The 12,591-nt window shown below is 62.2% G+C and carries 13 protein-coding genes and 1 pseudogene; 5 read left to right on the top strand and 9 right to left on the bottom strand.

Translation table 11 applies throughout. The annotated features are described in order from the left end of the window. Positions 1-29 precede the first annotated feature (29 nt). The gene (locus E5W70_RS26595; protein WP_292664066.1) at positions 30-1,358 is read right to left on the bottom strand and encodes an aspartate aminotransferase family protein; all 1,329 of its coding nucleotides are present in this window, start codon (positions 1,356-1,358) and stop codon (positions 30-32) included. A gap of 243 nt (positions 1,359-1,601) precedes the next feature. Here E5W70_RS26595 and E5W70_RS26590 point away from each other — a divergent pair, with 243 nt between their 5' ends. Next, entirely contained in the window at positions 1,602-2,243 is a 642-nt protein-coding gene (locus tag E5W70_RS26590; protein ID WP_254819042.1) for a TetR family transcriptional regulator C-terminal domain-containing protein, read from the top strand. A gap of 9 nt (positions 2,244-2,252) precedes the next feature. Here the strand turns inward: E5W70_RS26590 and E5W70_RS26585 are convergent, their stop codons facing one another. Beyond that, positions 2,253-3,125 (bottom strand): helix-turn-helix transcriptional regulator, encoded by an 873-nt coding sequence (locus E5W70_RS26585; RefSeq protein WP_292664064.1) that lies wholly within the window; start codon positions 3,123-3,125, stop codon positions 2,253-2,255. Positions 3,126-3,228: 103 nt separating this feature from the next. Here E5W70_RS26585 and E5W70_RS26580 point away from each other — a divergent pair, with 103 nt between their 5' ends. Together E5W70_RS26580 and E5W70_RS26575 are read left to right on the top strand one after the other, a co-directional pair. Next, positions 3,229-4,080 (top strand): SDR family NAD(P)-dependent oxidoreductase, encoded by an 852-nt coding sequence (locus tag E5W70_RS26580; RefSeq protein ID WP_292664062.1) that lies wholly within the window; start codon positions 3,229-3,231, stop codon positions 4,078-4,080. After that, entirely contained in the window at positions 4,077-4,799 is a 723-nt protein-coding gene (locus E5W70_RS26575; RefSeq protein WP_292664060.1) for an SDR family oxidoreductase, read from the top strand. Before E5W70_RS26580 ends, E5W70_RS26575 begins: the two co-directional genes overlap by 4 nt. A gap of 28 nt (positions 4,800-4,827) precedes the next feature. On the opposite strand, the gene E5W70_RS26570 is transcribed toward E5W70_RS26575, so the two are convergent. From E5W70_RS26570 to E5W70_RS26545, 6 genes are all read right to left on the bottom strand, one after another. Beyond that, on the bottom strand, positions 4,828-5,205 hold the full coding sequence (locus E5W70_RS26570; RefSeq protein WP_292664069.1) for a DoxX family protein: 378 nt from the start codon (positions 5,203-5,205) through the stop codon (positions 4,828-4,830). Between the two features lie 60 nt (positions 5,206-5,265). Continuing rightward, entirely contained in the window at positions 5,266-5,724 is a 459-nt protein-coding gene (locus tag E5W70_RS26565) for a carboxymuconolactone decarboxylase family protein (protein WP_292664057.1), read from the bottom strand. Positions 5,725-5,737: 13 nt separating this feature from the next. Next, positions 5,738-6,256, bottom strand: a complete 519-nt coding sequence (locus tag E5W70_RS26560) for an Rrf2 family transcriptional regulator (protein ID WP_292664055.1) — start codon at positions 6,254-6,256, stop codon at positions 5,738-5,740. A gap of 101 nt (positions 6,257-6,357) precedes the next feature. After that, the gene (preA, locus tag E5W70_RS26555) at positions 6,358-7,671 is read right to left on the bottom strand and encodes an NAD-dependent dihydropyrimidine dehydrogenase subunit PreA (RefSeq protein ID WP_292664053.1); all 1,314 of its coding nucleotides are present in this window, start codon (positions 7,669-7,671) and stop codon (positions 6,358-6,360) included. Positions 7,672-7,673: 2 nt separating this feature from the next. Beyond that, positions 7,674-9,017, bottom strand: a complete 1,344-nt coding sequence (locus E5W70_RS26550) for an NAD(P)-dependent oxidoreductase (protein ID WP_292664051.1) — start codon at positions 9,015-9,017, stop codon at positions 7,674-7,676. Positions 9,018-9,760: 743 nt separating this feature from the next. Continuing rightward, complete coding sequence (locus tag E5W70_RS26545; RefSeq protein WP_292664050.1) at positions 9,761-10,477, bottom strand: gamma-glutamylcyclotransferase; 717 nt, start codon at positions 10,475-10,477, stop codon at positions 9,761-9,763. Between the two features lie 173 nt (positions 10,478-10,650). On the opposite strand from E5W70_RS26545, the gene E5W70_RS26540 reads away from it, so the two are divergent. Continuing rightward, complete coding sequence (locus E5W70_RS26540) at positions 10,651-11,427, top strand: VOC family protein (protein WP_292664048.1); 777 nt, start codon at positions 10,651-10,653, stop codon at positions 11,425-11,427. A gap of 117 nt (positions 11,428-11,544) precedes the next feature. On the opposite strand, the pseudogene E5W70_RS26535 reads toward E5W70_RS26540, so the two are convergent. Next, positions 11,545-12,051, bottom strand: a pseudogene (locus E5W70_RS26535) (hypothetical protein). Positions 12,052-12,222: 171 nt separating this feature from the next. Between E5W70_RS26535 and E5W70_RS26530 the strand changes: the two are divergent. Beyond that, on the top strand, positions 12,223-12,591 hold a 369-nt coding region (locus E5W70_RS26530; RefSeq protein ID WP_292664046.1), incomplete at its 3' end, for a DoxX family protein.

The raw sequence follows: 12,591 nt of genomic DNA, 5'->3' as shown, positions 1-12,591 counted from the left end.
CTCGAGGGGGAGGGAAAGCTGCGCCTGGTTCAATCCACCGCCCTCAGCACTTCGCGCACGTGGTCGATCAATTCGTTGATCTGGCCCTTGGTGATGATCAGCGGCGGCGAAAGCGCGATGATGTCGCCGGTGGTGCGGATCAATGCACCGCGCTCGAACGCCTTCACAAAAGCCGAGAAGGCGCGTTTCGTCGGCTGCCCGGCGATCGGCGCCAGCTCGATTGCGCCGATCAGGCCGATGTTGCGGATATCGATGACGTTCGGTTCGCCCTTCAGCGAGTGCAGCGCGTCCTCCCAGTACGGCGCCAGTTCCTCGCCGCGCGTCAGCAGCCCCTCTTCCTTGTAGGTGTCGAGCGTGCCCAGCGCCGCCGCGCAGGCGATCGGATTGCCCGAATAGGTGTAGCCGTGGAAGAACTCGATCATGTGCTCGGGGCCAGTCATGAAGGCGTCGTGGATTTCCTTTTTGACGAACACCGCGCCCATCGGGATGGCGCCGTTGGAGACGCCCTTGGCGGTGGTCATGATATCCGGCGTGACGCCGAAATAGTCGGCGGCAAACGGCGTGCCGAGGCGGCCGAAACCGGTGATGACCTCATCGAAAATCAGAAGAATGCCGTGCTTGGTGCAGATCTCGCGCAGCCTCTCGAGATAGCCCTTCGGCGGCAGGATGACGCCGGTGGAACCGGCCACCGGCTCGACGATGACGGCGGCAATGGTCGAGGCGTCGTGCAGCGCGACGATACGCTCCAACTCGTTCGCCAGTTCCGCGCCATGCTCGGGCACGCCCTTGGTGAAGGAGTTCTTTTCCGGCAGATGCGTGTGTGGCATGTGATCGACACCGCCGAGCAGCGTGCCGAACATCTTGCGGTTTGTGACGATGCCACCAACCGAAATGCCGCCAAAATTGACGCCGTGATAGCCGCGTTCGCGGCCGATCAGGCGGGTTCGCGAGCCCTCGCCTTTTGCGCGGTGATAGGCGATCGCCATCTTCAGCGCGGTCTCGACCGATTCCGATCCGGAATTGGTGAAGAACACATGGTCCATGCCCTTCGGCGCGATATCGACCAGGCGATTGGCCAACTCGAACACGATCGGGTGGCCCATCTGGAAGGCCGGCGCATAGTCGAGCTCGGCCGCCTGGCTCTGGATCGCCTCGGTGATCTTCGGGCGGCAGTGGCCGGCATTGACGCACCACAGGCCGGCGGTGCCGTCGAGAACCTTGCGCCCGTCGCTGGTCGTGTAATGCATGTCCTTGGCCGACACCATCATGCGCGGCGCCTGCTTGAACTGCCGGTTTGCCGTGAACGGCATCCAGAATGCGCTGAGATCGTTCGGCGTGACTTTCAGCCGGTTGGACATGACCAAGACTTCCCCTTGTAACCTGTTTCGGTGCGGCTAACGCCTGGTCTTTCCAACACTTGGTCTTCGCGACGTTTTCGTGCTACGCAAATTTTTGACCGGTTGGACAAACGTTAGCACCGCCTTATCAGCGGTCAAGGGATTACTAGCGGAAATGCGGCTTTCGAAGTGCGCTCCACAGGGCGGAGAAAAACTGGTCCAGAGAATTGGTCCAGACACTCCTCGCAGCGAAGGTTTTTCGAGGTGACGGGTGCGGTCGAAAGCTCCGCTCCTCGCCGCACCCGCATCCAGCTGGAAAAGCGCGAGCTCATCCTCGAAGCGGCGCTCGAAGTCTTCTCCACCAACGGTTTTCGCGGCTCGACCATCGACCAGATCGCCGAAGCCGCCGGCATGTCGAAGCCGAACCTGCTCTATTATTTCCGCCGCAAGGAGGACATCCACGAGACGCTGATGCAGCGGCTTCTCGACACCTGGCTGGCGCCGCTGCGCGAACTCGACGACATTGGCGATCCACTGACCGAATTGCGCAGCTATATCAGGCGCAAGCTCGAAATGGCGCGCGACTTCCCGCGCGAGAGCCGGCTGTTTGCCAATGAGATCCTTCAGGGCGCGCCGCGCATCATGCCGATGCTGGAGGGCGAGTTGAAGACGCTGGTCGACGAGAAAGCCAACGTCATCAAGGGCTGGATGCGCGCCGGCAAGATTGCCCGCACCGACCCCTGGCACCTGATCTTCTCGATCTGGGCGACGACCCAGCATTATGCCGATTTCGACGTCCAGGTCCGCGCCGTGCTCGGCCCCGACCGCGGCGGCGACGGCCGCTTCGAGGATGCCGCAAGGTTTCTTGAGCAATTGTTCATCGACGGGCTGAAGCCGAAGGGCTAGCCTTGATGTTCACGCGCTGCGCCGCTCGGCCGGAAGCGTCTCCAGCAGTTGTTCGAGCTTGGCGATCGAGTTCTGCTCGGCGAGTGGCGTGTAGACGATCAGCTTCATGTCCGAGCCGTCGTCGATCGACAGGCTCATATGCTCGAACGCCATGGCGCCCGCTATCGGATGCCTGACATGCTTCACACCCGATAGGTTGCGGGCGACGTCGCGTAGCGGCCACCAGGCGCGGAACTCCGGGCTTGAGCGCGTCATCAGCGCGATCAGCCGCTCGAAATCCGGATCGCCGACATATCTGGCGCTTTCTGCCCGGAATGACGCCAGCACGGCACGCGCCAATTCCTCCCAGTCGACGAGCAGGCGCCGATGCTGCGGATTGGTGAAAACCATGTGGACGATGTTGCGGGCATCGCCCTCCAGCAGGCCATAGTCGCCGAACACGGCTGCCGCGGCCGCGTTCCAGGCCAGCACGTCCCAGCGCCGCCCAAGGACATAGGCCGGCTGCAGGACCAGGCTCTGCAGCATGTGCAGCAACGGACTATCGACCTTTTCCGGCGCGTCGACGCGACGCTCCGGCTGCGGTCGGCCGGCAAGGATGAACAGATGCCGTTGCTCGGCCGCGTCCAGGCGCAGCGCCTGGCTGAGTGCGGTCAGCACTTCCACCGACGGCCGAACGTCGCGGCCCTGCTCCAGCCAGGTGTACCAGGTCGTGCCGACGCCGGCGATCATCGCCACCTCCTCGCGCCGCAGCCCGGGTGTGCGCCGGCGCAAGCCGGTCGAGATGCCCGTGGCCGAAGGCGTCAGCCTTTCGCGCCGCGAACGCAGAAAGGCACCAAGCTCGCGCCGGCGGCTGTCTTCGGCGGAATGCGTGGTGGAATCCATGCGCTATTATAGCAGTACCGATACCGGGATAAAGTTTGAACTGTTTGGCAAGTGGCTGGTGCCCCATCTTTCGGCTCAGAGCGATGAGATGGAGGCTCTGAACATGGAACTGAAAGACAAGACAATCCTCATCACCGGGTCGACCGACGGCGTCGGCCGCGTCGTCGCGCAAAGGCTCGGCGCCGACGGCGCCCGCATCCTGGTGCATGGCCGCGATGCGACAAGGGGCAAGGCGACGGTGGCCGAAATCGAAGCCGCCGGCGGCAAGACCGAGCTGCTGGTCGCCGACCTCTCCTCTCTGGCGGAAGTCCGCCGCCTCGCCGAGGCCGTGCGCGCAAGGACCAAGCGGCTCGATGTCCTTATCAACAATGCCGGCGTCGGCACCGCCGGCCCCAACGCGAAACGACAAGTCAGTGCCGACGGCTACGAACTGCGCTTTGCCGTCAACTATCTCGCCGGCTTCCTGCTCACCACGGAGCTGCTGCAGCTGCTCAAGTCCAGTGCGCCGGCGCGCATCGTCAACGTCGCCTCGGCAGGCCAGCAGGCGATCGACTTCGACGACGTCATGCTGACCCGCTCCTATGACGGCGTCCGTGCCTACTGCCAGAGCAAGCTGGCGCAGATCATGTTTACCATCGATCTGGCGGAGCAACTGAACGGCACCAATGTGACCGTCAACAGCCTGCATCCGGCAAGCTACATGAACACTACGATGGTGCGGCAGGCGGGCATCACGCCGTGGAGCTCGGTCGAAACCGGCGCCGAAGCCATCATCAACCTCGCCACATCGCCGGCACTCGAAGGGCGAAGCGGCCTCTATTTCGACGGCCAAAGAGAATCCCGCGCCGATGCGCAAGCCTATGACGCGAAGGCGAGGCAGCAGTTGCGCGAATTGAGCCTCGGCCTAGTCGGGCTCGCACCCGCTTCCGCAACATCGAAGAAAGAAAATTCATGATCGAGAAAACCTATCACACCGTCGTCGTCGGCGGCTCCTCCGGCATCGGCCTCGCCACCGCGAAAAAGCTGCTCGGCCCGGGGATGAAGGTGACGATCACCGGGCGCAACCGGGAACGGCTCGACAACGCATGGCAAAGCCTTGGCGGTGCGGTCGAAAAAGCTGCCTTCGATGCCGCGAAACCGGACGAGGTTCGCCGGTTCTTCAGCGACGTCGGCCCTTTCGATCACCTGGTGCTGGCCGCCAGCGGCGGCAAGGGGCTCGGCCCGTTCGAAACGCTTGACCTGACCGACATCGGCGGTGGCGTCGACGAGAAGGTCCGGCCACAGCTCTCCTGCCTGCAGGCCGCCTTGCCGACGTTGAACAAGAGCGGTTCGGTGACTTTCATCTCGGCGGTGTCGGCGCAATTGTCGGCGCCGGGTGTCGCCGGCATCGCCGCCGTCAACGGCATGCTGCTGACCGTGGTGCCGATCCTGGCGATGGAGCTGAAGCCGTTACGCGTCAATGTCGTGGCACCGGGTGTCATCGACACGCCATGGTGGGATTTCCTGCCCAACGATCAGCGGCAGGCGGTGTTTGCCGAGTATGCCGACAAGACGCCGGTCGGCCGTATCGGCCGGGCCGAGGACGTCGCTGAGGCGATTGCGTTCCTGGTTTCGAACAGCTTCGTCACCGGCCAAGTCCTGACCTGTGATGGCGGCTTGCGGTATGCGGCGTAACGCGGCTACCTCGACGCGATGATCGCTGTCAAAGCGACTGCGCGATCAGCGCCAGAAATCCTCCGGTCAGCGCGACGTTGCCGACAAAGCCATTGATGCGGGACGCGCGCTCGGGCCCTTGATGATCCCAGAAATTATGGAACATCGGCGTTGCAACGACAAGGAACAGCACCAGGCAGAGAGCGGCGGCAGCGGTCGAGATGCCCGCGATCACCAGCACTCCGGCGATGATCTGCAGGACAGTCCCCAGCCACAGCACCAGCCGTGCCTGGGGCACGCCGCGCGTCGTCATCAATTGGGTCACAAAGGCCGCGTTCTGAATGTTGCGCAGGCCGGCAAAGACAAAGGCGCCCCCAAGCAGCAGGCGGGCGGCGACTAAAATCTCACTATCAAAGTTTGAAAACATACTGTTGGTCCTTGGACAAAAAAGAGGCGCGCGGCGCAAGGCCGCGCGCCTGGTCCATGCTCAGGCGGCCATGACCGCTGGCATCGGATGGATTGCATGGAAGGGAACGCAAAGCCGGTTCCAAATGTTGATCATGCCGAGCGCAACCGAGAGCTTGACCAGCTCTTCCTCCGAGAAATATTCGAGCGTCCGTGCATAGAGTTCGTCCGACACACCGTTGTCGGCGATCCTGGTCAGCGCGTCGGTCCAGGCGAAGGCTGCGCGTTCGCGCTCTGAAAACAGCGGCGATTCCTTCCAGGCGGATACGAGATAGAGCCGCTGCTCGCTTTCGCCGTCGCGGCGCGCTTCGCGGCTGTGCATCTCGACGCAATACGAGCAGCCGTTGACCTGCGACGCCCCGAGCTTGATCAGATGCAACAGGCTTTTTTCGAGCCCGCATTCGTCGACTGCCTTGTTGAGCGCCGACACCGCCTTCATGATCTCCGGCGCCGCGCCGAAAAATTGCAGCCTCTGTTTCATCGTCTGTAGCCTTTCATGTTTGCTTGGTTGAACCTGATTTCTGCGGCCGCTGGTGGCGCTCGACGAAGGCGCAGTTGGCGGCGACCGAACGGGGATCGGCATCGGCCGTGTATTCCGCAACGATGTCGGACAGCCGGGCGTCGGCGAGCGCGGCGCGATAGGCACGTTCGGCCTTCAGCATCGCCACGTTGATGCCGCAAGGTTTGACATAGACCGAGGCATCGAGCTTCGCCGGGCCGCGCTGGCGGATTTCGGCGCAACGGAAAGCCGGTTCGCGCCCCTCGACGGCCAGTACGACATCGAGCAGCGTTATGCGTTCCGCAGGCCGTGCCAGCCGGTAGCCGCCGGACGGCCCCGGCACCGATTCCAGAATGCCCGACGCCGTCAGCGCGTTGAGATGCTTAAGCAGATAGCTCGGCGACAGCCCGAACGCTTCGGCCATCGCAGCACCCGGCAAGGTCGCGGCGCCATCAACGCCGGCAAGCATCGCGGCGCAGTGGATGGCCGCTTCGACGCCTTCGCCCAGCTTCATTTCGCTCTCCTGTTCATGGATATACATTATCCTGGATAACTTTTATCCGCAATAGGAAAGTTAAAAAGCGGCGCCCGTGAACGCCGCATTTTTTCGCAATGCTATTCCGCCGCCACCTTGGCCATCGGATTGTTCGGATGCGTCGTCCAGTTGGCATAGATCGGCGACACCGGCTTGCCGGTGCGCTGATCCATCACGCCGACCGCCAAAGGCTCCATGGTGATGCAGTTCTCGACCGGACAGACATTGACGCAGAGATTGCAGCCGACGCATTCGGCCTCGATCACCTCGAAATGCCTGACGCCATCGACCATGCTGGTGATCGCCTGATGCGAGGTGTCCTCGCAGGCGATGTGGCAGCGGCCACATTTGATGCAGGCGTCCTGATCGATACGCGCCTTGGCGATGTAGTTGAGGTTGAGATACTGCCAGTCGGTGACGTTCGGCGTGGCGCGGCCGACGATGTCGTCGAGCGAGGTGTGGCCTTTCTCGTCCATCCAGTTTTCCAGGCCGGCAATCATCTCCTGCACGATCTTGAAGCCATAGGTCATCGCCGCAGTGCACACCTGCACATTGCCGGCGCCAAGCGCCATGAATTCGGCGGCGTCGCGCCAGGTGGTGATGCCGCCGATACCGGAGATCGGCAGGCCATGCGTTTCCGGGTCGCGTGCGATCTCGGCCACCATGTTCATGGCGATCGGCTTCACCGCCGGGCCGCAATAGCCGCCATGCGAACCTTTGCCGTCGATCGTCGGCTCCGGTGCGAAACTATCGAGATTGACGCCGGTGATCGAATTGATGGTGTTGATCAGCGACACCGCATCGGTGCCGCCGGCAAGGGCAGCGCGTGCCGGCTTGCGTATGTCGGTGATGTTGGGCGTCAGCTTGGTGATCACCGGCATGCGGGTGTTGGCCTTGCACCAGCGCACCACCATTTCGATGTATTCCGGCACCTGGCCGACGGCGGCACCCATGCCTCGTTCCGACATGCCATGCGGGCAGCCGAAATTGAGCTCGATGCCGTCGGCGTCGGTCTCCTCGACCACCGGCAGGATCGCCTTCCAGGCATGCTCCTCGCACGGCACCATCAGCGAGACGACGATTGCCCGGTCGGGCCAGTCCATCTTGACCTGCTTGATCTCGCGCAAATTGACCTGCAGGTCGCGGTCGGTGATCAGCTCGATATTGTTCAGGCCAAGCAGGCGACGATCGGCGCCCCAGATGGCGCCGTAGCGCGGACCGTTGACGTTGACCACCGGCGGCCCCTCTTCGCCGAGCGTCTTCCAGACAACGCCGCCCCAGCCGGCCTTGAAGGCGCGTATGACGTTGTAGGCCTTGTCGGTCGGCGGCGCCGAGGCCAGCCAGAACGGGTTCGGCGACTTGATACCGACGAAATTGTTGCGGATGTCTGCCATGCTCATGCCCTCCCGTTCGAGGTCAGTGCCCGATGAATGCTCTCCGCCGCGTCCCGGCCTTGCGCGACGGCGGAAACAGTCAGGTCGTCGCCGCCGAAAATGCAGTCGCCGCCAGCCCAGACATTAGCCAGCGAGGTGCGCCCTTCCGCATCGACCTTGATGCGGCCGGCTTCCAGCGCGATCTCCGCACCGCTGCCGTTGAGCGCAGCCGGAACAAAGCTCTGGCCGATTGCCTTGAACACCTGGTCGACGGTGCCGACGAGCCGGTCGCCGTCCATCGCGGTATATTCGAGCTCGATCGCCGCCACCTTGCCGCCATCGGCAATGACCCGCTTCGGCTGCAACCAGTGCCGGATGATGACGCCGTTGGCGGCAGCCAGATCCTGCTCGAATTCGGAAGCGTTCATGTGCTCGGGGCCGCGCCGATAGCAGATCGTCACCTCTTCGGCTCCGAGCAGCTTCGATTGCACCGCCGCGTCGATCGCCGTCATGCCGCCGCCGATCACGACAACACGCCGGCCGACTGGCAGGCTGGCCAGATCACTGGCCTGACGAAGCTCCGCAATGAACTCGACAGCATTGGTGACGCCTTGCGCCTCCTCGCCATCCGCTCGCAAGGCATTGACGCCGGCAAGCCCCATGCCGAGGAACACCGCATCGTAATTCCTGGTCAGGTCCGACAGCTGGTAATCACGGCCGAGCGCCTTGCCGTTCTGGATGTCGATGCCGCCGATTGACGTGACATAGTCGACTTCGGCCTGGGCGAAATTGTCGACGCTCTTATAGGCCGCGATACCGTACTCATTGAGGCCACCGGGCTTCGGCCGGGCTTCCAGGATGGTCACGTCGTGGCCATGGCGGGCAAGCCGATGCGCGGCCGCAAGCCCCGCCGGTCCGGCGCCGACCACGGCGACCGTCTTGCCGGTCGGTTCGGAGCGCTTGTAGAACTGCTTGTTTTCGGCCATGGCGACATCGGTGGCGTAGCGCTGAAGGCGACCAATCTGCACCGGCTTGCCTTCGGCCACCTCGCGCACGCAGACTTCTTCGCACAGCGTCTCGGTCGGGCAGACGCGCGCGCACATACCGCCCAAAATGTTCTGGTCGAAAATCGTCTTGGCCGAGCCGATCGGATTGCCCGTCGAGATCTGGCGGATAAACAGCGGGATGTCGATCGAGGTCGGGCATGCATTCATGCACGGCGCGTCATAGCAGAAATAGCAGCGGTCGGATTCGACCAGCGCCTCGTGATGATCGAGTGGTGGATGCAGGTCGGCAAAATTGTCGGCATATTGTTCCGGCGAAAGCCGCCCGCCGGCAATGCCTTGCTTGAACTGGCCTTCTGGCATCATCAGTTCCCCATGTTCTTGTTTTGGGGAAGGCTAGCACGTTTTGTTTTTTTATCAATTGGTCAATTTTCGCCGCAAGCAACTGAAAAGCCATAGTAAAAACATGATAAACATACTCATGTTTTCGGGGAGCGATTTGATCGATCGCGTCAATGAAGGCTGTGCGCTCCCAAGTGGCGACAAGCTGTTCTAAGCGCTCACAGGGTGATAGGCGCTTTAACATCGTTCGCAACGTTGAGAAGGGGATGAATATCGTTCAGGAGGCGGTTCGGCGGTGGGAGCCTGTGGAAGATTTACCGCTGGCTGCCTGTCAGGTGTGGCGTCTGAAATCCGACAGTTACTTTGAACTGGGCGTCGAAGGTGACTTCTTCGTCGGGGCGTCCGAACGAACCCTCAAGATCAACTTCCACGGAGTGCTAGCGCTTTCGGCTCATGACGACATGTTGGGAGTGACCCATGTCAGCGCTAGCAGCTCAATCCCGTTGATTGGCTCTGGCAGGCAAGCCTCCTATAGATGGCCCCTCCTCCGAGTGGAGAACTCGCACTGGTTGCGATCAATACCCGGGCCGACAGACGACTGTTCGCATTTCCTATTGCTCAGTCTCGAATGCACGGTAGAGGTGATTGCTCGCGAAGCCATAGCTGCTTGGATCTGACCACACGCTGCCGGTGAACATACCGGTGATTTTGCCCGTTGATGCACGTAGGATTTGTTCCGGCGTTTTCGACGTGAACGTCGTGACTCAGGGCCCGGATAGGAGGCCGACATCAAGGGCACGGCCATGGATCGACTTGATCTCGTTCGCGACCAGCTTTTGCAGCCGCCACAGATTGCGGTCCCGAATGCCGAACTCTTCCAGGTGACTGATGGTGTTGTAGAGATATTCGGCACCGGATCCGACATGCCCGCAGGCTCTGGCCAGCACCCGCGCTACCTTTTCCAGCGGCTGTTTGAGCGAGGTGCCCTCGCCGGTTACGCCGACCCAGAAGCCCAGCGCCCTGACTGTGCCTTGGGCCGTATGCACGGGAAGCCACCTGACCAAACCGATGCTCTCGCGGTCGTCGATCTCGCGCCGCAACAGCCTTTCGACCTGCAGCGGTTTTTCGCCTTCCGGCAAGCGGTAGATGACGCCGTTGCATCGCCCGCCCCGCTCGAGCGCCATCATCAGCCCGGGCTGCTCGACGCTGCCGCGCCAGCGGACCATGTCGAGGCAGAAGGACCGGTGCCAGCCAAACGCGGTGGCGCGTCGTCGTTCAACGGACTCGAACGCCGGCTTCCAGACTAGCGAACCATAAGCGAACACCCATAGGGGGGTCTCGCCTGCTTCGCCTGAGAGACGCAAGGCAAGGGCCCGAAAATCTTCGTCGGTCAGCTGCGTCCAGCTGCGGTCGGGGCCGGGATCGGTCTCCTCCCGATGGCACAGTGCGACAAGTTCGGAAGTGAGCGACATCCGGCGCATGGATCAACAACCCCTCGTTGACTGCAAGCAAAATCGAAAACCGCAGGGCGCGCAACCCAGTAACATTTCCAATTTGCCGTCATCTTTTTTGGTTGGCTGTCGGATTTTCGTCGTGAAGATCGTCCTAGGATAGATCGCGCATGATCGATGTACAAACCGCAAGGAGCACGACAATGCCACAGTCCCCTATGCCCTTCTTCTGGTACGAGCTGATGACCACCGATCTCGACGCCGCCGAGGCGTTTTACACCTCCGTGGTGGGCTGGCGGGGGCAGTCATTCGAAGGGGCCCCGGGCATGCCGCGCTATATCGTCATGAATGTCGGCGAGCGCGGCGTCGGCGGGCTGATGACGCTGCCCGAGGACGCGCGCAAGATGGGCATGCCACCGGCCTGGATCGGTTATATCCTCACCAGGGACATCGATGCCGCAACGGCGTCCCTCAAGAAGGCTGGTGGCGCGGTTCACCGCGAGCCCGACGACATTCCTGGCGTCGGCCGCTTCGCCGTCGTTGCCGACCCACAAGGCGCGATGTTCAACTTCCTGCAGCCCAGCGGCCCCGACCAGCCGCCGCTACCGTTGACGACACCCGGCAACATCGGCTGGCATGAGCTCTACACGTCAGACTGGAAGACGGCGTTCGATTTCTATTCCAGCCAGTTCGGCTGGGAGAAGGGCGACGCCATGGATATGGGTCCGATGGGCGTTTACCAGCTTTTCGCCTTCGGCGGCGAGCCGGTTGGCGGCATAATGAAAAAGCCCGAGCAGATCCCGATGCCGGTCTGGCAGTTCTATTTCAACGTGCCCGGCATCGATGCGGCAGCCAAGCGCGTCACCGACAATGGCGGCAAGATCCTGATGGGTCCGATGGAGGTCCCCGGCGGCAGCTGGATCGTGCAGTGCACGGACCCACAAGGCGCCCACTTCGCGCTAATGGCACCGGTGCGGTAGCAACGTCGCGTCGCAATTGGCGAAACCGGCAGCAAAAACCGATCTCCCCCCTCGTGGGGGAGATGTCGGGCAGGACTGAGAGGGGCGCTGTCCCTCCAATCTTACGGTCTTTGAGAACTATTCCGGCGTCAGCACGGAAACTTTGAGATCGGGCTTCTTGGCGCCGCTGAGCTGGATGGTCGCCGGGCCGGCGGCTAGCTTGAAGCGCACGCTCTTGCGGATCCCCGGACAGGTTTTTATACCACTGAAAGCCGCCGACTTCACGGCTTTACCGTCCTGAACGACATCGATCCAGGCCTCATCAGACAGGCTGATCTGGAGCTCTCCCTCCGGGGGCACGGCCACGCTCGCCGTCGCGCCGAATGTACCGGCTGCCGGCGCGCGTTCCGGCGGAACGGTGAAGCTGATCGTGCCGACCGGCGCCAACGCCACATCTGCAGCCTCGCCGACCGAAAGGTCAGCGCCGGACTACGCGGCGGGCGCCGCCGCAAACAGGGCCTCCTCGCGCGTCACCGGCCATTTGAAAGCAGCACAGCCGGCGTCGTCGGCCATGGCGACGCTGGTGCCTGCAAGGATGGCGAATAGGCTGACGACGACTTTTCTCATGGCAAACGGAACCCACATGGTTTGGAGTGTCTGGATCTCAGTACAACTATAGCGGTTTTAATACAACCTTAGAGAGAAAAATATTGAAAGGACGAGGAACATTTCCATCACTGATTGTTGATGGCGGGGCCATGCGAAGTGAATGGTCCCCTGCCGGGCGATAATCTATGGGGTGAAATGGAGTCTTAGATGAAGCTTTTCGACGGCCTTGCCAGATATCAGCCGCAGGCTCTGGCCGCATTGCGCATCATGACGGCACTGCAATTCATCGAACATGGTACGCAAAAGCTGTTCAATTTTCCCGCCGGCGACCATGCCGGTACATTGACCGGGCTGACGCTGACCGCTGGCCTCCTCGAATTCGTGGGCGGCATTCTCTTGGCGCTTGGGCTCTTCGCCCGGCCGGTCGCCTTCCTCCTGGCTGGCGAGATGGCGATCGCCTATTTCATGGCGCACATGCCGCGCGACTTCTTCCCCGTCAACAATGGCGGCGATTCGGCGATCTCGTTCTGCTTCATTTTCCTCTATCTGGTGTTTGCCGGTCCGGGTGCCCTGGCC

It is taken from the genome of Mesorhizobium sp. (assembly GCF_005063415.1).
Lineage (GTDB): Bacteria > Pseudomonadota > Alphaproteobacteria > Rhizobiales > Rhizobiaceae > Mesorhizobium.
Note: the sequence above shows the minus strand (reverse complement) of the source record. Positions and strands in the feature narration are given on the sequence as shown.

What these genes read in the sequence shown, in the direction of transcription:
- E5W70_RS26595 (WP_292664066.1), bottom strand. Translation starts at nt 1,358, where the DNA reads ATGTCCAACCGGCTGAAAGTCACGCCGAACGATCTCAGCGCATTCTGG.
- E5W70_RS26585 (WP_292664064.1), bottom strand. Translation starts at nt 3,125, where the DNA reads ATGGATTCCACCACGCATTCCGCCGAAGACAGCCGCCGGCGCGAGCTT.
- E5W70_RS26580 (WP_292664062.1), top strand. Translation starts at nt 3,229, where the DNA reads ATGGAACTGAAAGACAAGACAATCCTCATCACCGGGTCGACCGACGGC.
- E5W70_RS26575 (WP_292664060.1), top strand. Translation starts at nt 4,077, where the DNA reads ATGATCGAGAAAACCTATCACACCGTCGTCGTCGGCGGCTCCTCCGGC.
- E5W70_RS26570 (WP_292664069.1), bottom strand. Translation starts at nt 5,205, where the DNA reads ATGTTTTCAAACTTTGATAGTGAGATTTTAGTCGCCGCCCGCCTGCTG.
- E5W70_RS26565 (WP_292664057.1), bottom strand. Translation starts at nt 5,724, where the DNA reads ATGAAACAGAGGCTGCAATTTTTCGGCGCGGCGCCGGAGATCATGAAG.
- E5W70_RS26560 (WP_292664055.1), bottom strand. Translation starts at nt 6,256, where the DNA reads ATGAAGCTGGGCGAAGGCGTCGAAGCGGCCATCCACTGCGCCGCGATG.
- preA (WP_292664053.1), bottom strand. Translation starts at nt 7,671, where the DNA reads ATGGCAGACATCCGCAACAATTTCGTCGGTATCAAGTCGCCGAACCCG.
- E5W70_RS26550 (WP_292664051.1), bottom strand. Translation starts at nt 9,017, where the DNA reads ATGCCAGAAGGCCAGTTCAAGCAAGGCATTGCCGGCGGGCGGCTTTCG.
- E5W70_RS26545 (WP_292664050.1), bottom strand. Translation starts at nt 10,477, where the DNA reads ATGCGCCGGATGTCGCTCACTTCCGAACTTGTCGCACTGTGCCATCGG.
- E5W70_RS26540 (WP_292664048.1), top strand. Translation starts at nt 10,651, where the DNA reads ATGCCACAGTCCCCTATGCCCTTCTTCTGGTACGAGCTGATGACCACC.